This is a genomic window from Spirulina sp. CS-785/01, assembly GCF_028330525.1.
Classification (GTDB): Bacteria; Cyanobacteriota; Cyanobacteriia; order Cyanobacteriales; family Spirulinaceae; genus JAQMSD01.
On the sequence record NZ_JAQMSD010000258.1, the window covers coordinates 1 to 22,946 of the forward strand.

The 22,946-nt window shown below is 43.8% G+C and carries 14 protein-coding genes and 1 pseudogene; 6 read left to right on the forward strand and 9 right to left on the reverse strand.

Translation table 11 applies throughout. The features are described from left to right. Positions 1-369 precede the first annotated feature (369 nt). Entirely contained in the window at positions 370-1,542 is a 1,173-nt protein-coding gene (locus PN462_RS16780) for a DNA cytosine methyltransferase (RefSeq protein WP_272129971.1), read from the forward strand. Positions 1,543-1,553: 11 nt separating this feature from the next. Continuing rightward, a pseudogene (locus tag PN462_RS23600) lies at positions 1,554-2,428 on the forward strand (Bpu10I family restriction endonuclease). A gap of 45 nt (positions 2,429-2,473) precedes the next feature. On the opposite strand, the gene PN462_RS16795 reads toward PN462_RS23600, so the two are convergent. Then, the gene (locus PN462_RS16795; RefSeq protein ID WP_272129974.1) at positions 2,474-5,023 is read right to left on the reverse strand and encodes a PD-(D/E)XK nuclease family protein; all 2,550 of its coding nucleotides are present in this window, start codon (positions 5,021-5,023) and stop codon (positions 2,474-2,476) included. 111 nt (positions 5,024-5,134) lie between these two features. Next, positions 5,135-5,869: an ATP-dependent Zn protease gene (locus tag PN462_RS16800; protein ID WP_272129975.1), complete on the reverse strand. Its 735-nt coding sequence runs from the start codon at positions 5,867-5,869 to the stop codon at positions 5,135-5,137. 111 nt (positions 5,870-5,980) lie between these two features. On the opposite strand from PN462_RS16800, the gene PN462_RS16805 reads away from it, so the two are divergent. Then, the gene (locus PN462_RS16805; RefSeq protein WP_272129976.1) at positions 5,981-6,628 is read left to right on the forward strand and encodes a Uma2 family endonuclease; all 648 of its coding nucleotides are present in this window, start codon (positions 5,981-5,983) and stop codon (positions 6,626-6,628) included. A gap of 130 nt (positions 6,629-6,758) precedes the next feature. On the opposite strand, the gene PN462_RS16810 is transcribed toward PN462_RS16805, so the two are convergent. From PN462_RS16810 to PN462_RS16830, 5 genes are all read right to left on the reverse strand, one after another. Beyond that, entirely contained in the window at positions 6,759-7,865 is a 1,107-nt protein-coding gene (locus tag PN462_RS16810) for a tRNA (guanine-N1)-methyltransferase (RefSeq protein WP_272129977.1), read from the reverse strand. Positions 7,866-7,965: 100 nt separating this feature from the next. Next, positions 7,966-10,023 carry an ATP-binding protein gene (locus tag PN462_RS16815; protein WP_272129978.1) on the reverse strand — a complete coding sequence of 686 codons (2,058 nt, stop codon included), beginning with the start codon at positions 10,021-10,023 and terminating at the stop codon, positions 7,966-7,968. Positions 10,024-10,334: 311 nt separating this feature from the next. Then, positions 10,335-12,257: a polysaccharide biosynthesis protein gene (locus PN462_RS16820; RefSeq protein WP_272129979.1), complete on the reverse strand. Its 1,923-nt coding sequence runs from the start codon at positions 12,255-12,257 to the stop codon at positions 10,335-10,337. Positions 12,258-12,470: 213 nt separating this feature from the next. After that, entirely contained in the window at positions 12,471-14,246 is a 1,776-nt protein-coding gene (locus PN462_RS16825; RefSeq protein WP_272129980.1) for an ABC transporter substrate-binding protein, read from the reverse strand. Positions 14,247-14,364: 118 nt separating this feature from the next. Further along, positions 14,365-17,016: a CARDB domain-containing protein gene (locus PN462_RS16830; RefSeq protein WP_272129981.1), complete on the reverse strand. Its 2,652-nt coding sequence runs from the start codon at positions 17,014-17,016 to the stop codon at positions 14,365-14,367. 199 nt (positions 17,017-17,215) lie between these two features. Here PN462_RS16830 and PN462_RS16835 point away from each other — a divergent pair, with 199 nt between their 5' ends. Both PN462_RS16835 and PN462_RS16840 read left to right on the forward strand, forming a co-directional pair. After that, entirely contained in the window at positions 17,216-18,199 is a 984-nt protein-coding gene (locus PN462_RS16835; protein WP_272129982.1) for an SGNH/GDSL hydrolase family protein, read from the forward strand. 638 nt (positions 18,200-18,837) lie between these two features. Further along, positions 18,838-20,034: a glycosyltransferase family 4 protein gene (locus tag PN462_RS16840; RefSeq protein ID WP_272129983.1), complete on the forward strand. Its 1,197-nt coding sequence runs from the start codon at positions 18,838-18,840 to the stop codon at positions 20,032-20,034. Between the two features lie 88 nt (positions 20,035-20,122). On the opposite strand, the gene PN462_RS16845 is transcribed toward PN462_RS16840, so the two are convergent. Then, positions 20,123-20,695, reverse strand: coding sequence for a hypothetical protein (locus PN462_RS16845; protein WP_272129984.1), 573 nt, complete (start codon positions 20,693-20,695; stop codon positions 20,123-20,125). 123 nt (positions 20,696-20,818) lie between these two features. After that, complete coding sequence (locus tag PN462_RS16850; RefSeq protein ID WP_272129985.1) at positions 20,819-21,214, reverse strand: ATP-binding protein; 396 nt, start codon at positions 21,212-21,214, stop codon at positions 20,819-20,821. A gap of 259 nt (positions 21,215-21,473) precedes the next feature. Here PN462_RS16850 and atpD point away from each other — a divergent pair, with 259 nt between their 5' ends. Then, a complete protein-coding gene (gene atpD, locus PN462_RS16855) occupies positions 21,474-22,928 on the forward strand; it encodes a F0F1 ATP synthase subunit beta (protein WP_272129986.1) in 1,455 nt (484 codons plus the stop codon). Positions 22,929-22,946 lie beyond the last annotated feature (18 nt).

Genomic DNA, 22,946 nt, shown 5'->3' on the forward strand with positions numbered 1-22,946 from the left:
GGCCAGTGCCGCCGCTTCAGCTTGGGCTAATTCCGCAGCTAAGGCTTCTTCAGTGAAGTCAAAGTCCCACTGTTGTTGCCATGTGTTAGCCATGAATTTGATACCACTCCTCTAAGAACTTTTGTTGATGTTTGGCCACTAGGTTTAAGGCTGCGATCGCGTCCTTATCCGTAATACTGGGATGCTTCAGACTCATCAAGGGGTTGACAGTAAATCTTGATGTGCAATATATTGGTATTTTGAAGCAATTTAGACAGCTACTTTACAAAAATTTAAATGTAGTAATGACTGAGCTTACAATATTATTTTGTAGTTTCGTTTTAGTTTCATTGTGGTTCAACAAATAAAAAAAGTTAACAACAATTATTTATGAAAGTATTGGATACATTTGCAGGTGCAGGTGGATTTAGCCTAGGCTTTAAAATGGCTGGATTTAAAATAATAGGTGCAATAGAAACTGATGCTTGGGCTTGCGAAACATTTCAATATAATCATCCTAAAGCATTAGTCATTAATTCTGATATTGAAAAAATTAGTGATGATGAATTATTAGATAATTTTAAATACAATTACCCTGATGTAATCTTAGGGGGGCCTCCTTGTCAAGGATTTTCAATTTGTAATACATACAATCGTAATATCAAAGATCCTAGAAATAGTTTATTTGAAGAGTTTATAAGGGTTGGAGAGCTTTTTTCACCAAAATTAATGATCCTAGAAAATGTACCTAATCTTACCAAGACTAAAATATCTTCTAAAGAATTAGTTATCGATATTATTAAATTAGAGCTAAAAAGGTTAGGCTATTTTGTCTATTCAAATATACTTGAAGCCACTGATTATGGTGTTCCACAAATTAGAAAGAGGCTTATAGTTATAGCCTCTAAGAAAAAATTAAATCAGCCATTCCCAAACCCTACCCATTCATGGAATCAGGATAACTTGTTATCTAAAATTCTGCTTAAAACACCCACTTTATGGGAAGCGATTTCTGACCTACCAGAGATAGAAGCAAGAGAGGGTGCAGAAGAAATGGAATATACATTCAATCCTAACAATGATTTTCAGCAATATTTACGAAAGGGTAGTCAGAGATTGCATAATCATTTAGCGATGAAACATACTAGACGTATGGTTGAGCGTTTCCAAGTAATGAAGTGGGGACAATCAGGGGCAGATGTACCGGAGCATCTTAAACCTTATAAAAGAAATTCTCAAGGGGTTATTACGAATAAAGTATATGATCAAAACAATCGACGAATGCACCCACATAAACCATGTCACACAATTACAGCCTCCTTTTATGCTAATTTTGTTCATCCTTATAAACATAGAAATTTTACTGCAAGAGAAGGGGCTAGAATACAAACTTTTCCGGATACATATATTTTTAAAGGAAAACCTACCGTTATTAGTCAAAAACTGTTGACTCATGAAGGTCGCATCAATGAAAAACATTTATGTCAATATAATCAAATTGGTAATGCAGTTCCCCCATTAATGGCAAAAGCAATTGCTAGTAACTTGTTAGAACAGTATTAAGGAGGAGTGTTTTGCTAGTTCATGGTAATAATCTTACGCAAAAAGAAAATCATAAAAAGAAATATATTGATCAAGAATCACGCAGATATTTAGCTGAAATTAGAGAAAAGTATGATCAATGGTCTTATAATAATAACCAATTAATTGGTCCAATAAAAACAAGGCAAGTTGATGATCATGAAATAATTACTCAAAGGGTAAACTGGTTAAATGATTATAAAGATTTTTTAGATCAGAAACATTATGCCGAAAAATTTGACTCCCGTTCAAATTTACATTCCTCAGTCCTAGAAGAATTTATGTACTATTTGTTTAGAGACTTGGTTACAAGCATTTCAGAACACGCTTTAATAGGTAAATCACATTCTTTTAAAGACATATTTTTTAGACCTTCTAATTATGATGATATGATCAAAAAACCTAATGCGGTTATAGAAAAGAAAGATCATGATTTTTCTATTGGCTGTACTATACAATACAATCTAGTATGATCTGTCGGGGGTCAGAGCATCAAGAGAAAAATACATGGGATATTCCAGCAATCGCCATTGAATGCAAAACATATCTTGATAAAACAATGTTACAGGACGCTTCTACTGCTGCGGAGCAATTAAAGCAGAAAAATCCAAATGCAATGTATATCGTGATAGCTGAGTGGTTAAAGTTAACTGATGCTGTAAATTTGAAAAAAAATAAAATTGATCAAATCTATATATTGAGAAAACAGAAAAATACAGACCGGGAGTTTCGCTATAGAGATGAATATATCAAAAATCCAATTTATGCTGATGTGGTTTGTCACTTATTTGAGTTAGTTAGAGAGTTTCTAACTACTGACTGGGAAGGTGGTATAGCTTATGGAATTAATCGAGGTTATTTGATCTAAATCAAAAATTTAGTTACATGGCATTAACGATCGGCCACCCCTCGCTTACTTCCGACACACCAGATCAAAGGGACAATAAGTACAGGCTTTTTGCTGAATATCGGGACTGACGGGGAAATAACCCCTCGTTAAATCCTCCTTCGCTTGTTCTGCAAACTGCGCTAACTTCTGCTTATCCGACTTCCCACGCATCACTTTTTGCTTGGTGAGGGAGTAATATTGCGCTTTTGCTATAGACTCTTCTGGGAATTGTTGCTGGATAGCTTCCTCGTATAACGGTAATTGTAAATCTACAGTCGCTTTCCCTGTCTCATCTTTAATTCCTGTAGGAGCATTACTACTCGTTTTATACTCAAAAATGGTGAAACCGTCTGTCGTGCGGTCGAGACGATCAATTTTGCCGTACACCTGTAACCCATACCAGTCCGCTTCAAATTCTGTCTCTAATGCCACAATTTCCGTCTCAGAGGAGAGAAACTCAGGTTTTTGGAAATTTAAGCCCAAGGTCTTTAAATGCTCCTGACGCGCCACAGACCAGCCTTGTAAGCGTTCGATCTTTAATTCCTTTTCGGCTTCCTGAAAGGCGGTTTCTAGGGGGTGTAACTCTTTTAATAAGTCTTGAGGGGTTTGGACGGATTTAAAGGTTAATTCTAAACAGTGATGATATAATTTCCCCTTCAAGGTGGGGTTACATTCCGTTTCTGCTTCTTTTAACTCCTTTAACCCTAACCCATGCCCCGCAAACCATTTAAAGGGACATTGGCCAAATTTGGTTAACTGAGAGGCACTAAATACCCGGTTTTCGGGGTTAAAGGAGATACTAACGACTCCCTCATATTCTTGGGGGGGATGATCACTGGCTCGCTGATATTCTACCGCTAAAGCGTGTTGAATGGGTGCGGAAAGGGGGTCGGAAGGGGGGAATTGTCCGTGACGACGGGTTTCTTCTCGACTTGCTAAGGGGACGGTGGGGGGAGAGGTGGGGGTGACTCCTAAACGGGAGAGATAGGGACTCGGTAACTGCACATCGTTGTTTTGGGACTGGGGATAGGAGAGGGTGAGGGATTGTTGTGGGACTCCTAAAAGGGCGTAAAATGAAAGGGCTTCGCGATCGCAAATTTCCAGCGCAGTCTCCAAGGGAAACCCCTGCTTGGCCAACTGTTTACGCGCAAAAAAGTCTAACACAGGATCACTCTCTAATGCTGCGGGGAACTGTCCTTCAGCCATCCCCAAGATAAAAACTTGCTCGTATTTGGCCCCAAACAGAGAGATGGGTGTATGCAATTCTATCCCACCGCGTCCCGGTTGTACGGGGACAGTGAGCAAAGATAACATTTCCTCCACGTCTTGCAGGAAGTCTGCTTGGGTGACGACTTCTTCGGCAGGTCGCGCTAATTCCTGCCAGGCGTTTTGGAGGCGATAATAGGCTACAATTTCCCTAGCCCAGCGTTTCCCCCCTTGCAAGAGTTGGAAATGCTCAAAAATAGCTTTTAGGTATTGTAACCAGTTTTCTCGTGTGGTTTCTAGGGGGAACTGGAGACAAGTGAGGTCAACCCCCATTTCCTCCCATGCGGGGAGTCCTTGGGGATGGGTTTTACGGGCCGTTTCCCATAATGTAGCATCCAGTTGGGTGGTGAGGGGATGCGCGAGAAGTTTGGCGGTCAGTTCAAAGGGGAAGTCGGCCTGGATAACAGTGAGGAGGAGTTGCAACCATGCACCAATGCGGGTGTCTTGGAGGGGAATTTCGTAGAATGCTCTGAGAGGGATATTGTACTCCCAAGCGATATCGAGGAGGGTGGGCCCGTAGGTGGTTGGGTTTCTTGCAACGATAACGATGTCTTGTGGGGGTGTTCCTTGTTGGAGGAGGGTTTTAATTTGTGCTAATGTGCCTCTGACTTCGCTTTCTAGGTCGGGGTAAGCGTGACAATGGAGGTTAGACTGGGTTGGGGGGGTAGCGTTGATAAATGCGGTTTGTAGAGGTGTAAGAGAACCGTTGTCTTCGGGGAGTTGCCATTTGCGACTGCGGAGAAAGGTTATTGCCTCTAAGTTACTCTGGAATAGTTCATCATCGGTGCAAGGGAAGGCGAATATACTGTCCTCTGCGGCAATTTTATCAATAAAATGGAGTTGGTCAGGCCGGGGGTCAAAATAGCCGTAAATGACGAGAGAACGAGGTTTGGGGTGGCATTGGGTGGCTATCCAAAAGAGTTCGCTGGAGTCGAGGCAGTTTTGTTGGTGTAATAGGGTTTGGTATCGTTGCGTTATTTTGGCGAGTTGACAAATTTTACCGGATGTGCTGTGTTGCAGTTGTTTGAGGTCAATTCCGGCACGCAAGAGGGTTTTAATGGAGGGGAGATGGGTTCTTGCTGTACCGATTATATCAGTTTGGGGGACAATTTCGGCTACGGCGTGACGGGTGGCTTTGAGTCCTTGCAATGGGGTTACGAGTCTCCACCCCTGTTGTCTGATGACTCCTAATGCTAGACTTTCTATGTCTCGATGGGGATGGTTGAGGGTTCTCGCAATTTGACGAGTGGGGGTGATTACGGTTTGTTGATTTATTGGGGGAGTTTGGTTTAATAATATTTGGGGCATGGGTGAAAAAGGGAACGGGGAATGGGGAATAGTTGTTGGTTTTTGGTGCGTTCAACGGATGTTCAGGTTTTACCAATTATTAATCATCCATTATCTATTGTCCATTATTCCTTACCCATTCCCTAAAATCTGATAACAGTCTTGGACGGGTTTGCGGTTTCGCATGGCTTCGACTAAACTTTTATAGTTCTCCCAATTGCGTTCTAATAGGGTTTTTGCTTGTAGTTCTCCCCATTGTTGTTTTTGTGGAGATTTTTCTGGAGGTTGGCCAAATAATGCTAACGCATCGGTGATTTTTTGACGGTCTTCTCCTCCCCCTTCTACTTTATCAAAGGCTAATTGTTCTGCTGCAATTCCGGCCATCCAAACGGTACAAAATCGATCTAGGAGTAATTGTTGTTCTGGGGGAGAGAGTTTTTTTTGAAATGAGGTGGTATCAAATTCGACTCCCCCAACTCCCGAAATTCCCCGTTTTAACCCTTCCCATGCAGAGAGGGTGTAGTCTTTCACGGGTATCCCTAAATAGAATGCACAGAGGAAATGGCCTGCTTCGTGGTGTAAGATGCGTTCCCGGTGTTCTGGGGTAAACCGTGCTAGGGTATCGAGAAATAAGTTGACTCCTTTGTTCTCCCATCCTAATGTATCAAAGGTGAGGAGGCCGAGGATAGAGAGGGTTGCGATCGCAGGAATACTTGGAGACAGGTTAATCATCGGCCCGACTAACACCGAGAGGGTCATAATAAATATACCAATGGCCACAACGTTCAATGCAGTATCTTTCATAACAAGGATCAATAAGCTATCGGTGAGATGAATGGTATCTAGATTTAAAGTTAGGGAATTCATAAAACAATCCGTCATCTGTGATGAGAGAACAGATAGGAAGATTAGCAATAACTGAAGGTTACTGTGTGTTATTCTATCACTAATGCTTTCTCTACGACACTGAATCCCACTATGCAAGTACAACTGCAACAGATTGTCGTTTCTCCTGGACAACAACTTTTGATGACAGATGTAAGTTGGTCAATGTATGAACAACTGTTAGAGGAGTTGGGAGAAAAACGCGGATCACGGATGAATTATAGTCAGGGTGTTTTAGAGATTATGGTCCCTTTACCGGAACACGAAGATTATAAAGTAATGATTGCTGACTTCGTGAAGGTTTTGTTGGAGGAATTAGGGGTTGAATTTAGAAGTTTGGGTTCGACGACGTTCAAAAGTGAACAAATGCAGCAAGGGATAGAAGCAGATGATTGTTTTTACATTGAAAATGAGTCGGTAATTCGGGGAAAACGACGGATTGATTTAACCCTAGACCCACCCCCTGATTTAGTGCTTGAAATTGATATAACGTCTCGCACTCATTTGGATAATTATGTTATATTAGGAGTGGGAGAGTTATGGCGATTTAATGGGGCAATTTTAGAAATTAATGTGTTACAGGGGGGGGAATATATCCCGGTTGAAACCAGTCCCCATTTTCCCGATTTTCCTTTATGCGAGGTCATTCCCCAGTATCTTGAACAGAGTAGAGTTGACGGAAGAAATGCAGCAATTCAAGCGTTTCGGAGTTGGGTGAGAGGGGTTATAGTTGAGAGTTGAGAGTTAATAGTTGAGAGTTGGGGAATTGAACCACTCCAGACACAGGGAGATGGGGGAGATGGGGAAGAACAAGGATTGATTCATTATCCATTATCCATTATCCATTATCCAACCAATTACCCATTACCCATTACTCTTTCAATTGTAAGGAACATTGAATACAATCGGCTAAAGACGCATCGGTTTTAATAGCTTGGGGGTTGATATGGGTGGCGGTGGCTTGGTATCCTTGCGATCGCAACTTAGCAATTAACTCTGCTTTGGGGGGAATATCCAATGTACCCCGACGGCCAATTTCACCGAGACTGTAAAAATAAGGGGGAAACTCCGCTTCTTGGGCCATGACTTCTAATAATTGGCTACAATGAGTCCATTGCCACTGTTGGGCCAAGGTTTGCATCTCATGGAGAAAAGTCCCATCATGGAGTTGACCTAACCACATGGGTCCGGTGATGGTGAGGGGCCGTTGATTACAATGACATTGCGTTTGGCCTAATTTTCGCCACCCCACTTGCTGATACTCCCCACAAGCATGACAATAGCCTAAAAATCCGTAATGGTCTGGGGTAAGTTGGGATTGCGTCACCAACCGTACTAAGATGCGATAGGTTTCCCCGTGATAAAAGGCAAAAATCGGCTCTATTCCCCATCCTAGACTGGCTGCGGTCTGTTGCCAACTGCCTAACAAAATGCGTAATGCTTGTTCGTGGTGGGACGGGTGCGATCGCGCATAGGCCCCATAACGGGCTAAACTGGTTTCAGGAAGATGTCCCGTTAAACTGCGGCCATCGGTACTGGTGAGATAAACCAATCCCCCCGTTTTCACGGCCTGTAGGGTTGAGGCCAAAAATTCCGATACATTGCCAAAACAGTCCACATCAATAAAATCATAATAGTCTTGACTGAGGGAACAGTGATAGAGGAGACGTTGGGTATTTTCACAAGAGAGTTGTGCGTGTTGCGCGAAAATCACCGTTTTAAAATTACTCTGAAGCAGGGGGATTAAGTCGGGGTTTCCTTCATTCACCCATACCCAGTCGGCCTTACTTTCGGCCAGATAACGCAGCGATCGCACCCCACATCCGGCCATCCCCTCCAACACCCGTAACTCCCCCTTCTCCTGACGATACACCGTCGCTGCTAATATCCCCAAATCTCGCACAATACGGCTTTCTGAGCGAAAAAACGCCTCTCCAACCTGAAATGTTGCTCCTCCCTCGGAATAAGTCTGTGTCATTGTCTTGACGCTGCATCACTAGATTTAACTGTAAACCAACTTAGGCTATTTTTAACCCTGTGATCTAACCTTTCTTCCCAGTTAATCTTCCAACTTATTGCTAACCAGAAGAATATACGGGAATAGTAATCAAAAAGGTTGTACCTTCTTTGGGAGTTGAATGACAGTCCAAAGACCCCCCATGTTTATCCACAATAATTTGATAACTAATTGAAAGTCCTAATCCCGTTCCTTGACCAACCGGTTTAGTTGTAAAAAACGGATCAAAAATATGCGCTTGATCTTTTTCACTAATCCCTTCACCATTATCTGTAATTTTTACGGAAACTTTCTCTGGTTCTAAAAATTCGGTTTTAATCTCAATCCATTTTTCCGGTTTGGGACTATTTTTGAGTGCGTCCAGTGCATTGGCAATAATATTATAAAACACTTGATTCAGTTGTCCCGCATAACATTCAACTGGGGGAAGATCTCCATAATGCTTTTTGATTTGAATATCTGGATGATCTTCATTTAACTTTAAGCGGTTTTCCAAAATAGTCAGGGTACTTTCTAACCCTTGATGAAGCTGTACTTTTTTCTTTTCTGCTTCATCTAACCTAGAAAAATTGCGTAAGGAAAGAATAATTTCTCGGATGCGATCGCTCCCCACCTCCATCGAATGTAGTAACTTAGGCAAATCTTCCTCTAAAAACTCTAAATCAATCTCTTGAATGGTTTGCTTAATCTCTTGATCTGGAGTATATTTCTGTTGATAAATATGAAGTAAATAGAGTAAATCTTTAGTATAATTTTTAACATAAGGCAAATTCCCGTAAATAAAATTAATCGGATTATTAATTTCGTGAGCAATTCCCGCTACCAACTGGCCTAAACTCGACATTTTTTCCTGTTGCACTAACTCCGCAGTAATTTTGCGATTTGCTTGGAAAATTCGTCGAATAGTTTGGAAGGAAAACTGCCAATCTTTTGGTACAATCGGAATATCATTATCTTGATTTTGACTAACCGTTTCAATATAATTAATGAGTAAATTAGCCGGAACAATAAATTCTCGATAAATGACTTGATTCGCTAAAATTAATAGGAGTGTCAACCCCATTAATAAAAGACCTAACCCTAAACTAATTTGCGCTAAAATTGGCAAAATTAGCGTTTTCTTTTCTAAACATAAAGTAAGTTTCCAAGGTGCTTGATTGACCGGAACAGCAAACAATAAATAAGACCCAAATTCTTGAGTTTGCAACGTTTCAGAACTTAATAAAGGAGCAACTTTTTCCGGTGGAATTGCATCAGGGAGAACCTCTTTAAATTGTACAATATCCTGATTTGATGTATGAGCTAATAAAGGATCAGCAAGTAATTGTGCGTTTTCATTGACCAAAAATAATTGACCTCTTGTTAACTTAGATTGGGAGATCATTTGATTAAGTGTATCTAAAGTCATATCAATAGCAACAACCCCTCGAAACTGCTTATTTTCATACACAGGTGCGCCACAAGTTACCATTAAAATATTAGTCGCTGGATCAAGATAAATCGAAGTCCAAAACAGTTGATGATCCGGGTTATGTTCCGGCAAACCCAGTCGAAAAAAATCATAACTGAGTAAATCTAAGGTAAAATGAAATTGCTCTGAACTCACCCAAGGATATAAATTGAGAAACTTATGACCTGATAAATAATAAGTCCAAACATCATTAGGAAGCACCTTTAAAGCAGATTGAAACACCGAATTGAGAGACAAGGCCATCTCAATTTCTCGATAAAAATCAGAACTGCGTCCCTCTAACGTGCCAATTCCCGTTAAATTTCCGACCAGTTTCGCATTATAAGGTTCAGGAATTGTTTCTAACCCAAAATAGGTTTGCTGATTTTCCTCATATTCGGTGAGATGATCAAAAATAATGGATTCAAAGGCAGTAATTTGGCTAATTTCATAAAATGAAGTCGCTCTAAACTGCATTTGTTCAATATAACTGGTGGTATTTTTTAAGGTTTTATCTAAAGTGGTAACTTCTTCTTTTAGCTCATTTTTAATTTGATTTATTTCATAATGATACTGAGCATTAAACTGCCAATAAAATAGAACAGAAACCACTACAATAACCATGGCTAAGGTTATTCTAATGATAATATTATAACGGGTGAATATCATTCTTTAATCAACTTTGATTGAAAATCAAGAGCAGTAATTTTTCAATTAAATTACAATCAATGGCATGATTGGACTAGGGAGAGAAATTAGACTCAAGCTAGTTTAATTCTTGAATGTCAGAGCAAGATAGAACCACAAATGGGATTCCCATCTACTCATTTTCGTAAGCCTAAGCTGTACAAATATATTTTTTTTCAAGTCAATTTAAGAAAAATGTGCTATTTATTGTAGCTGAGTCTGGTTTTTATTCAAAAATAATTAATAAAAATCAGTATAAATACTTATTTTCCTTTTCCGGTGATCATGAAAGACTAACTCAAGCGATCGCGCATTGAAACATCTGCAACAGTCGTCAAACGCTGCACACACCCTTGAGCCAACCGCCACAACTCATCCGACGACACCTCCCCCTTAGCCGCCTGGGAAAGCTCTTGAAACACCTCCGCCAACGTCTCACCAGCAGGAGGAGGACTCGACACCGCCACAATTTTCGGATGCTCCGTTTGGCCCACCGTTTCGCTGCTCCCCACCAATGCCTCATCCAGTTTTTCCCCAGGCCGTAACCCCATAATCTGAATAGGAATATCAATATCCGGCTGTAACCCCGCCAACTCAATCATCTGCCGGGCCAAATCATAAATGCGCACCGGACTTCCCATATCCAAAATGAGAATTTGTCCCGATTTCCCCACCGCCAAACTTTGGATCACCAACTGAGCAGCTTCCGGGGTAGTCATAAAATAGCGCGTCATCCGTTGATCCGTCACCGTCACCGGGCCACCGCGAGCAATTTGGTCCTGAAAAATCGGCACAACACTCCCCCGACTCCCCAACACATTGCCAAACCGCACCACCAAAAAGCGAGTTTGACTAGCGGTTGTCTGTGCTTTAATCAGTAACTCCGCCAAACGCTTACTCAACCCCATAAAATTCGAGGGATCAACCGCCTTATCCGTGGAAATAGCCACAAAGGTTTTCACCCCATATCGGTTCGCCAATCGCGCTAAATGCGCCGAAGCTAAGGCATTATTTTCCAGAGCTTCCGTGGGGTGTTGCTGCATGAGGGGGACGTGCTTATGGGCCGCCGCATGAAAAATAATGTCCGGTCGCCATTGTTGAAAAATCTGTTCCATGCGATCGCAATGACGAATATCAGCAATAATGGGCATAACCTCCAAGTGAGGAAAGGTGCGGCGTAATTCCCGATCCACCAAAAAAATACTATTTTCCCCCCGTCCTAAGAGTAAAAGCCGTTGGGGTTGTAGTCGGGCCAACTGACGACAAATTTCTGAACCAATCGTCCCCCCGGCTCCGGTCACTAAGACCGTTTTTTGATAAACTTGTTCACTGGCCGAGGGAAACTGACTGTTAAATTCCTCAGAAAAATCCAGTCGAATTTCCGGGCGGCCTAGGATATCCTGAATTTGTAGTTCTCGGACTTGGGGAGTTAGCGATCGCTCCTCAATCAACTCCCCTTGGCCCGGCAACACTTTCAACTGAAGGGGAGTCCCACGGGTTAGGTCAAAAATGCGCCGCATTTGAGCCGCCGAAGCCGAGGGCATACAAATTAACACTTCCCTAGCATAATATTGCTGGGCAAGACTCACCAGTTGGCTCGTTGGCCCTAACACCTTCACCCCCTCAACCCGACGACCTAATTTCGTGCGATCGTCATCCACAAACCCGACAATCTCCACATTGAGATAGGGATTTTGCCGCACCTCCTGTACAATGAGAGACCCCGCCATTCCGGCCCCCACCAACAGCACCCGTTTCGGGTTACGGGAGCGACGCTGACGACGAAACAGAGGCTGTTGAATCGTCCTGCGTCGCGCATAGCGCACGGCCACCATCCCCATTAAACAAAACGCCCAATCCACCACCGCCACCCCCAGAGGGACTCCCTTAAACCCCGGTTGTAAATGAAGCATTCCCAAGCGCGTCACCACCAAAACCCCCAGAGAATAAAACGTCACCGCATTCAAAAGGGTAATACTGTCCTTGAGGCCGAAAAGTCGCCAAACTTGTTGATAGACTCCAAACGCTGTGTGGGTGATTAAACGACCAGGAATGGCAATCAGGCTTAACCACAGGGCTAAATCTTGGTAAATCGGTTCAATTTGGCCTTCAAAGCGAATGAAAAACGCCAAGCTACACGCTACCGCCGCAACCAAACCATCTAAACCGAGTTGTCCTAGACGATAGACAGAGGGAAAAAAGGTACGTTTCATCATAGAGCGAGTTGAAAACAATAGGGTGGGTAGGCTTAGGGGTTTAGACTGGCTGATCGCCTTTAGGTTTCCCTACAGGAGACTTTTTTCAACGCCATTCATCGCCAGTCTCATGGGTCTTACAACCGACAATAGCCATAGAGTACACTGCCATAGCTCCATCGGCGAAACCACAAGTTACTCCTTTTTGGAAAAAACCAAACCGATATAGCTGTCCTATTCTGCCTCAACTTCCAACTCATGTAAATTCCAAAACGCGCCTCCCAGGGCCGTAAACTTGAGATTGTCGATGCGATCGCGCACGGCCTCCAACGCCAAAGCATTCACCAAATACAAAAACGGCACTTGCTCCGCCACAATCTGCTGAAACTCCCCATAAATCTCCTTCCGCCTCTCCTCATCCAACTCCTGGGCCCCCGCTTGGAACAACCGATCAATCTCCTTTTCCCAATCCGAAACCTCCCACCCTTGAATCGGCGGCTCACCGGAGCGCGGACCCTGATTAAACTGGTGTAACGACCCCCCACTATACCAAATATTAAAACTACTGTGCGGCTCAACCCCACCACCGCCAAAACCTCCCACATAGGCTTCCCAACTCCGTTGACGGAGCTTTTTAATCACCGTATTAAAATTCAGCACCTGCAAATTCGCCTCCATCCCAATCGCCCTTAAATCCGACTGAATTTGCACCGCCGCATCCACACGGGTTTTTTCCTCCGACTTCACCAACAACGTAAACTCCACCGGGTTTCCCTCCCCATCCAACAACTGATCCTCCTCGTTATACTGAAACCCCGCTTCTTGTAATAATGCCTTCGCCTTTTCGGGATCATACCGATAGGTTTTCAACCCCTCCTCCGGCGACAAATAATAGGGACTCGACACATTAAACGGCGAATCCTGAATCACCCCCAACCCCCGATAAATATTATTCTTCATCCGTTCTCGGTTCACCGCATAGGCCACCGCTTGACGAAATTCGAGAGTATTAAACCAGCGCGACTTAATCGGGTCCACAAACGGTTCACCCTCAGCATTTTTCGCTTGACTGAGATTAAACCCTAAAAAGCGACTTCCCAGAGACGGCCCCCCATTATAAATCGTGTAATTCCCCCGATCTTCCTCCCGCTTCAACAAGCGAAACGCTTCCGGAGTCACATCCAAACTATCCAACTGACCCGACCGAAAGGCAATAGACTGGGCCTCATCGGACTCAATAATTTGCAGAATAATCCGTTTAATATAGGGTTGGGGGTTGCCCTGTTCATCCTCGCGCCAATAATAGGGATTCCGTTCAAAAATCACACGCTGACTAGGGATATAACTCACCATCCGATAAGGCCCCGCACCCACCACCTTTCGGGGGTCGGTATTCGTATTCCACTTGGAGAGAAATTTCAGGTTGCCCTTGTCATCAGTAGTATTGACCGATTTTTCTAAAGCGTGTTTCGGCAAAATCGAAATCCCCCCCGCGTAGCGCAGGAAAGGAGCAAAGGGTTGAGGGACAGTAAATTGAACATGGAGGTCATCAATTTTACTCACCGACGGATAACCGTCCCCCACCCGGAGAATATCTCGAATGCCTGTAGGGATTTTTTCATTCAGATAAATACTGTTATAGGAGAACACAACATCATCGGCAGTCAGGGGTTCACCATCAGACCATCGCAGTCCCTCCCGTAGGGTAAAGACAATTTCGAGATTATCCTCCGACATTTCCCAAGACTTCGCCAAAGCGGGTTCAAGCTCTGCGGTAATTCCGTTTTGGGTGACAAGACCTTCATTAATAAACCCAAACACACTAAACGCGGAGCTATTCATGGGAGCATTAAACGTGGCCGGGTCACTGGGACTCACGAAAACCAGTTGGGATACCGGAGTCGCTTGACTTTTGAGGAGTCCTTGACAACCGTTGAGTAGGAGTGTCACCCCCAACAGGAGTGCAATAACAAGACGTTTTCCCATCCAACCAAAACCGGAGAACTGCATAACTGATCCCTAAAATTGCAACCTCCAGTGTAGCGAATTCCGGGCAGGGGAGAGAGAAATCGCGCTTCGGGTTCAGTGGAAGCGCGATCATGCTACTAATTGTTATGACTTATTTGAACTAGCGATTTTTCCAACTCCAAAAGGCTTGAAGAGGGCTTTTGGTCACATTACGAAGCCAATTTTGATCGCCATGAGCGCCATAAGTAGGTTGATAAGCGTGACCACCTTGTACCTCAAGATGTAAATGTCGTCCAAAACTACCATTCCAAATCGTTCCTAAGTTTTGTCCGACACTGACACGACTTCCGCTTGAAACTGTAGGTTTGGTGAGATGTCCATATACCCATTGATTGCCATCATCACCATTAATTCCTACAAACCAACCCCGTTTAGCATCATTATAGTTAACCCAGCTAACTTTTCCACTCACCACATTGCTTACTGAGGTTCCGGCTGATGCGCCAATATCAACACCCGCGTGCCATTTTCCTTGACCATTGTAATAGCTCGTGTCGTTTAAGTAACCTGCTGTCATGCGATAACGCGAACCTAAAGCAGCTTTAGATAAATCTGTGTAAATCTGCTTAACAGAATTTGGGTTTTTCCATCGTTCATCTGTTTCACCAAACCACATCGGAGGATCAAATCGAGTATTATCCGATGTATATTGATCCCATTTATTACTGCTTAACGAGCTTAAACTTGAATAGTATCCAGAATTACGCAAATATATGGATTCATAGGCTACATTGTTGCTACCGTTACTTTCGCTTACATTGCTGTTCGCATCGGCGGCAAACAGAATATAATTCCAACCAGTATTGGCAGTGGTTGGTAGAGTGACATACTCAGATTCATAACTCGATGATCCGGATGAGAGACTCCGCACATAATCATAATCGAGATAGGTATCATCATTGCTAAGAGTTGTATCATCGGAGAGGTAATATTTCAGACGACTTGACCCAGCATTACCATTCCCTTGGTTTTTCACCCGACTGGTAAGTTTGATGGTATCGCCTAATTTAGCAGAAGTGGGTGCAGTGTCGTTCTGTACCACTAGGTCCGGTCGAGAATTACGCAAATATATGGATTCATAGGCTACATTGTTACTACCGTTACTTTCGGTGACTTGATGATTAGCATCCGCTTCAAAAAGAATATAATTCCAACCAGTATTGGCGGTGGTTGGGAGAGTGACATACTCAGATTCGTAACTCGATGATCCGGATGAGAGACTCCGCACATAATCATAATCGAGATAGGTGTCATCATTGCTGAGAGTTGTATCATCGGAGAGGTAATATTTCAGACGACTTGACCCAGCATTACCATTCCCTTGGTTTTTCACCCGACTGGTGAGTTTGATGGTATCGCCTAATTTAGCAGAAGTGGGTGCAGTGTCGTTCTGTACCACTAAGTCCGGTTGGGGATTGCTCAGTTTAATACGTTCATAAGCGATGTTATTTCCTTCGTTGCTTTCGGTGACGCGACTATTAGCATCGGCAGCAAAGAGGATGTAGTTTTGACCTGCTTTAACTGTATTAGGGAGAGTCACATAATCATATTCGTAACTCGATGATCCGGATGAGAGACTCCGCACATAATCATAATCGAGATAGGTGTCATCACTACTCAGTTTTGTATCATTCGAGAGGTAATATTTCAGGTAACTTGACCCAGCTTTGTCGCTACCATCATTTTTGACGCGACCTCCCACGTAAATGCGATCGCCCGCTTTGGCAGAATTGGTGGCGTAGGTGCGACTAACAATAAGGTCAGGCTTATTATTGGCAGCTTCTAAGGTTATCGCTTCATAGCGAATATTATTACTTTCGTTACTTTCAAAAACTTGTTGGTTTCCGTCTGCTTGAAAGAGTAAATAGTGCTTTCCTCCGCTTACCGTATCAGGTATGGTGACTCGCTCAGTTTCATAACTATAGCGATTCCCACCACTCGTCGATAAAGGTTTCACATAATCTTGTCCGAGGAGAGTATCGTTAGAACTCAGGGTGGTGTCGTCGGAGAGATAATATTTTAAGGATGTGGAGTTAGCGGTGGCTTTCCCTTGATTAATGACGTAACTTCGTAAGTACACTGAATCCCCTGCTTTGGCTGAATTGGGGGCTGTTGTATAGAACATCCGGAGATCAGGACGGTTACTTTGTTCCATCACGCTATCAGCAGTTGCAAAATGATCATCCTCACTGCGGAAAGCAGTTAATTCAGCGTCAGAGAGAGGATGTCCTTGTACTAAGGCTGCAAAAATTGCCCCTTCGTCTCCTGGGGTATCCGTGGTATTAATTTCTGTGTCGATGAAGTGACCGATTTCTTCTAAGACAACACTGGCAATGGCTTCATTACTGCTGCTATTGACAAATTCTGAGGCTACATAAATTTCTCCGGTTAAACTATCATAAGCCCCATCTGCATGATTCAGGGTTGCTGCACTTTTGACGCTGATGTTGGGAAGGTTGCCAAAGTCTCCGTCTGCATACTCTTGTAAGAGATCACTGGCAATGTCGTGGGCCAAGTTATCGCCAAAGGGGTGTTGGAGTTGCGCGATCGCATTTTCCCCACTCGCAAACTCCGTTAAATAGTCTTGGGCCAACTCAATCCCCAATTCTAAATTCTCTACATTAGTCCCTACCGGATTATAGGTTTCTTGTGCCGTAGAGGGAATCATCAGATTGTCTGACCCCAATTGCTGATTCGGGTTAGAGAGGGAATCTAAAGAATAACTGGCTTCGTTAAAGGAAGATACATCCATGATTGTCTATCCTACTGACCGTTCTACTTAATTCCTTGGGAGAACAACAAATTTTTATGCAGCGTTTCTCAAAATCCATTGGAGTCTCCCTCACTCTCCACATAAAACAGGACAGACAAAGCTGATGAACCGACTCTAACAGCCAGCGATCGCGGAAACCAGTAGGATCAAGGAGAATGAGACCAGAATCATTAACTGAGTGAAATTGAAAACCCGGACAAAATACCTTTACTGGGGACTCGCAACTTTGGCAGTTGGAATGTTCCTCACAGAAGCCGTCTTACGCTGGAAATGGGGATTGGGGAATCCCGTCTTAACCCAAGCGGATGCGGAAATGGGATATCGCTTTCAACCCAACCAAACCACCACTCGCTTAGGCAACCAGATTCACTATAATCAATATTCCCAACGGTCTGATCCCCTCCTCTCCCAACCCCAAGAGCAAGTGTTTCGCGTCTTAATGGTGGGAGATTCTGTCTTAAATGGCGGAAGTGCCATAGACCAGTCTGAGACCATTAGTGAACAACTCGAACAGAAAATACTAAAAAACGGCCAAACGGTCGAGGTGTTGAATGCGTCTGCGGGATCATGGGGAATTGGCAATCAGTGGGGATATTTACAGAAGTTTGGTACATTTAAGAGTGATTTATTGATTTTACAGATTGGGACTCATGATCTCACTCAACCCACTAGCACCAGCGCACGGGTTGGCCATGATCCCAACTATCCCACGGAAAAACCCCTTTTGGCCTGGCAAGAACTCTTGCTGCGGTATCTTCTCCCCCGTTTCCACCTCTCCCAGAGTCAGGAAATTCCCCCAACCCTTAAACCGGAGCAACAATTTGAGCAAAATCTTGACTATCTTGAACAGATTTTACAAGGAGCGAAACAGGAAAATCTCCCAGTGGTGGTTTTATATACCCCTAACTGGGTGGATGTTCTCCCAACTCCCCACACTCCTACCTATAAACCCCAGTTTCAACGGTTTCTGGAGGCCCAACAAGTGCCTTTGATTGATGTCCATAGTGCTTGGTCTTCTCTCCCTCCAGAAACCGTCAAGGGGTATTTTCGAGATTCGGTGCATCTCACTCCAGAGGGAAGTGAAGCAGTGGCAGACCTTTTGTATGAAAACTTAACACTTCCAGATTTTTTGATTTTAGGGTCTCCCCTGATTTTTAAGTAATATTTCTCTACAAAATTTTAATTCGTTCAAGGCCATGAAAATTTCCGCTATTTCACTGAGTTCTTTTGTTTTTCAACTAAGGATTAATACAGAATATTTTGTCATGCTTTACGCCAATACCCGCTCAATTTACGCAGTATTTCGGAGTGACTAAGGGGGATTTTTTACTGATATTTCCTAGTTGGTTTTACAATCGGTCTCGCTTTCAGTTATCTTTAACTTTCCAATTGCTGGCGAGAGAGATAAGCTAGAAGAAGATAAACCAATTCTGTGATTAATAGAATTTAACTAGGATTACCTCCCTAATTTCTGCCCAACACGAACCCTGCTTGGGAGGTAATGGTATATTGTGCTTTACTCTTCCTTACTATCTTTCTTTAGCAAAAAATTCAGAAACTGTCAAGCCCTAAAGTCTTGTTTTTTTTTAGACAAGAGTGGGAAGAATTAAATCGGTTCTAGTTCTAGAGTATTTTGGTTCAAAACACCTGTTCTTGATACGGGTGAGTCGTTTACTTGATTTTCGGTGCTTGGGAATGTTAGATAAATTCGACAAACATCTACCACAGCTTATATTGCTCAAAAAAAACACCTCTCGGCACAATCCCCGTTCGGTTCAGTCCTCAAAACCGAAAAAAGTTTTGATTCTGACCCAGTTTTATCCACCGGATTATGCGGCAACGGGGCAACTCATTGCTGAATTAGCCAATCATCTGAGTGAGTTGGGGATGAAGGTGGGGATTTTTACCGGCCAACCGGGTTATGCGTTTGATCGGGATAATGCTCCGAAACAGGAGAGACAGGAGGGCATTTCGGTACAGCGATCGCGCACCTCCCGTCTCTGGCCCCTCCGCATTCGAGGCCGGGCCATCAACGGGTTGCTCTTTTGCCTCCGGACCGCCATGCACCTACTGAAAGTGCAACGACGGTATGAACTCCTCTTAATCACCAGTGAACCGCCTTATTTGTCCATTTTGGGCTATCTGGCCTATCGTTGGTTTGGCCTCCCCTATACCTGTTTACTGTACGATCTCTACCCCGATGTGGCCGTTGCCCTCAATGTGTTACCCTCCCGTCATCTCCTCGTCCGCTTTTGGGACCAGATTAACCGTCATATTTGGAAATCCGCCGAGAAAATTATCGTTCTCAGTCCCTCAATGAAAGAACGAGTCGTGAAAAAATGCCCCAGAATTGAGTCTAAAATTCATGTAATCCCCAATTGGGCTGATTCTAGGATGATCACCCCCCTGAAAAAGCCCAAAAACTGGTTTGCCCGTCAACACCGGTTAACGGAGCGTTTTATCGTGCAGTATTCAGGCAATTTAGGCCGCTGTCATGATTTAAATACTATTCTGGTAGCGGCGGAATTATTGCGAGATCAACCCATTCAATTTCTGTTCATTGCCCGAGGGGCCCAGTTGGATGCTTGTCAAGAACGGGTAGAACGGGCAAATTTAAAAAATTGTCGATTTTTACCTTATCAAGACAAGGAGGTTTTACCCTATTCTCTGACGGCCTGTGATTTGTCGTTGGTGAGTATTAGTCCAGGGTTAGAGGGGTTAGTGGCCCCTAGTAAGCTCTATGGGATTTTAGCCGCAGGCCGTCCTGTGGCAGCAGTTTGCGCCCCCCATTCCTATTTACGGGATGTTTTAGCGGAGGCTAAATGTGGGCGGGCGTTTGATAATGGGGATGGGGAAGGTTTAGCAAACTATATTTATAAGTTGTCCCAATATCCCCATTATGCCGAGTCGATGGGGCTATCCGGTCGCCAATATCTTCAAACCCATTTTACGCCTGAGATTGTGGCTAAGACATATTATGAGGTTTTGAATGGGTAATGGGTGAGGTAATTGGTTAGTGTTGCCTGTTCCCTTTGTCACCAAGAACAAAGAACAAACAACAAATAACCAAGAACAAATAACAAACTTACTTTAACAACTCCGTCAGTTCTTGGGCAGATGTGCCGAGGATGCGGGCTAAGGTGTTCATTTCGTTGTTGCTAAAGCCATCTCGGATTTCCATGAGTTCTTTAACAGACTTGCCGAGAATGCGGGAGATGACTTTCAGTTGTTCGTCGCTGATATCCTTCCCTCGGTAAATGTCCCGTAATTCTTGGGGAGAGAGACGATAGGAGTTGCAGAAGAAAACAAATTCTTTATCTGAGACATCTAATTCTCGTTGCCGATCGCGCAATAAAAATGCGATCGCACGAGTCCCATGTTCTGGCCGTTTAGCGTTTTCCAAATAACGCTCCATTAACTTTGTCACCCGGGCCGGATTTCCCCCTGTCCGCTTAATCAAATCCGCACAGGCCATTTGTAAGGCTTTTCTCAGCGTTTCATTATCATCATGGAGTTCTTCATCTTCGTTGAGGGTTTCAACGATCCGGGCCGCAATTTCTGGGCTACAAAACCCCACTTCCCGATCTTCATAAACAATAGCAATATAGGTGCGGTCGGCGTTAAATTCCAGATGCAGGGGTTGATTCGTCTGTTTCATTAATCTGACTTCTCACGAAACGGTGGTTCTAAAGCAGGAGGATAGACAAGACTGTCTTAACGCTAGTTCTCAAAGCTAGCTTGGGAGGTCAGTTATCTCAATCATAGCGGGTGCTATAAGGGATTATCTCATCTCTAGGGTAGGAAGTCGGACTTGAGCAATGGTTTTAGGGAGTGAACCCGTTTCCCCAGAGGAGATGGCTTGAGATTCTAGTGTAAACGTTCCGTTATGGGCTTGAACAATTTGTTTAACAATTGCTAATCCCAAGCCATTCCCTGTGGATTTGGTGGTCAAAAAGGGTTGCATTAGTTTGGGTAAAAGGTTTGCGGGAATCGGTGAACCGCCATTGATCACGGAAAACACAACTTGTTGTTGTTCTGATTCTACTGACTCAACGGCCTCAGACGCATTACTAATTAAATTAATCAACACTTGTTTTAGTTTATCCGAGTCTGCCCACAGAGTGAGGGAGTCAGAAAGGGGAGGATAGTGGAGATGCTGCCCTGATGTAGATATCATTGCTTTTGTGGATTCGATTATTCCCACCATAAATTCCGCTACATTCAGTTGACAACAGTGTAATGTCTGAGGATTGATAAATTACCCATTACCCAATTCCCATTGATCGCCGATCCCCGAAGGATGATACCCTGAAGAATGGAAAAAATTGTATTAAATCGAGACTTAGCCGCAATCTCAGCAACAGCAGGACAAGTGTTTACCACAAGTTGCAACGATTGTCAAGTCTTTTAAGCGTACCACCCAAAATAGAGATAGCATGGTAGCCACAGCAGAAAAAACGAACGTTGGTCGGATTACACAGGTTATTGGGCCTGTAGTAGACATTGAATTTCCTAGCGGTAAAATGCCGCAGATTTATAATGCCTTACGCATTGAAGGCAAAAATGACGCAGGAAACGATGTATCTGTAACCTGCGAAGTCCAGCAACTGTTAGGGGATAACCAAGTCCGTTCCGTTGCCATGAGTGGGACTGATGGGTTAGTCCGAGGCATGGAAGTAGTTGATACAGGAGCAGCGATCAGTGTTCCCGTCGGGAAAGCTACCCTAGGACGGATTTTTAACGTTTTAGGTGAACCCGTGGATAACCAAGGAGACGTGGGAGCAGAAGACACATCTCCCATTCACCGTTCTGCTCCCCTCTTAACCGACTTAGAAACTAAACCCACGGTATTTGAAACCGGGGTAAAAGTGATTGACCTCTTAACCCCTTATCGTCGGGGCGGAAAAATCGGTCTCTTTGGCGGTGCTGGAGTGGGCAAAACCGTCATTATGATGGAATTAATTAACAACATCGCCATCGGTCACGGGGGAGTTTCCGTGTTTGGTGGAGTTGGTGAACGGACTCGTGAAGGGAATGACCTTTACAATGAGATGATCGAGTCCAAGGTCATTAACGAAGAAAATTTAAACGAATCGAAAATTGCCCTGGTTTACGGACAGATGAACGAACCCCCCGGTGCGCGGATGCGGGTTGGTCTGTCTGCATTGACTATGGCCGAACATTTCCGGGATGTGAACAAGCAAGACGTTTTGCTGTTCATTGACAATATTTTCCGGTTTGTCCAAGCAGGGGCTGAGGTGTCGGCACTGTTAGGGCGGATGCCCTCTGCGGTGGGATATCAGCCGACCTTGGGAACGGATGTCGGAGACTTACAAGAACGGATTACCTCCACGAAAGAAGGGTCAATTACGTCTATTCAAGCGGTTTACGTCCCTGCGGATGACTTAACCGACCCCGCACCCGCTACCACCTTCGCTCACTTAGACGGGACAACGGTGTTATCTCGTGCGTTAGCTTCTAAAGGGATTTATCCGGCGGTTGATCCTCTAGGGTCTAACTCGACCATGTTACAGCCGAATATTGTGGGTGAAGAACATTACAATACGGCTCGTGAAGTCCAATCGACCCTGCAACGGTATAAAGAATTGCAAGATATTATTGCAATTTTGGGCTTGGATGAATTATCCGAAGATGACCGCTTAACCGTGGACCGCGCTCGCAAGATTGAGCGTTTCTTGTCTCAGCCTTTCTTTGTGGCTGAGGTGTTCACAGGTGCGCCTGGTAAGTATGTTTCCTTAGAAGAAACCATCAAAGGATTCCAGATGATTCTCAATGGGGAATTAGATGATTTACCGGAGCAAGCGTTCTACCTCGTCGGGAATATCGAGGAAGCGATCGCTAAAGCCGAGAAAATGAAACAAGAAAGCTAGACCACTAAAGCGATGGGT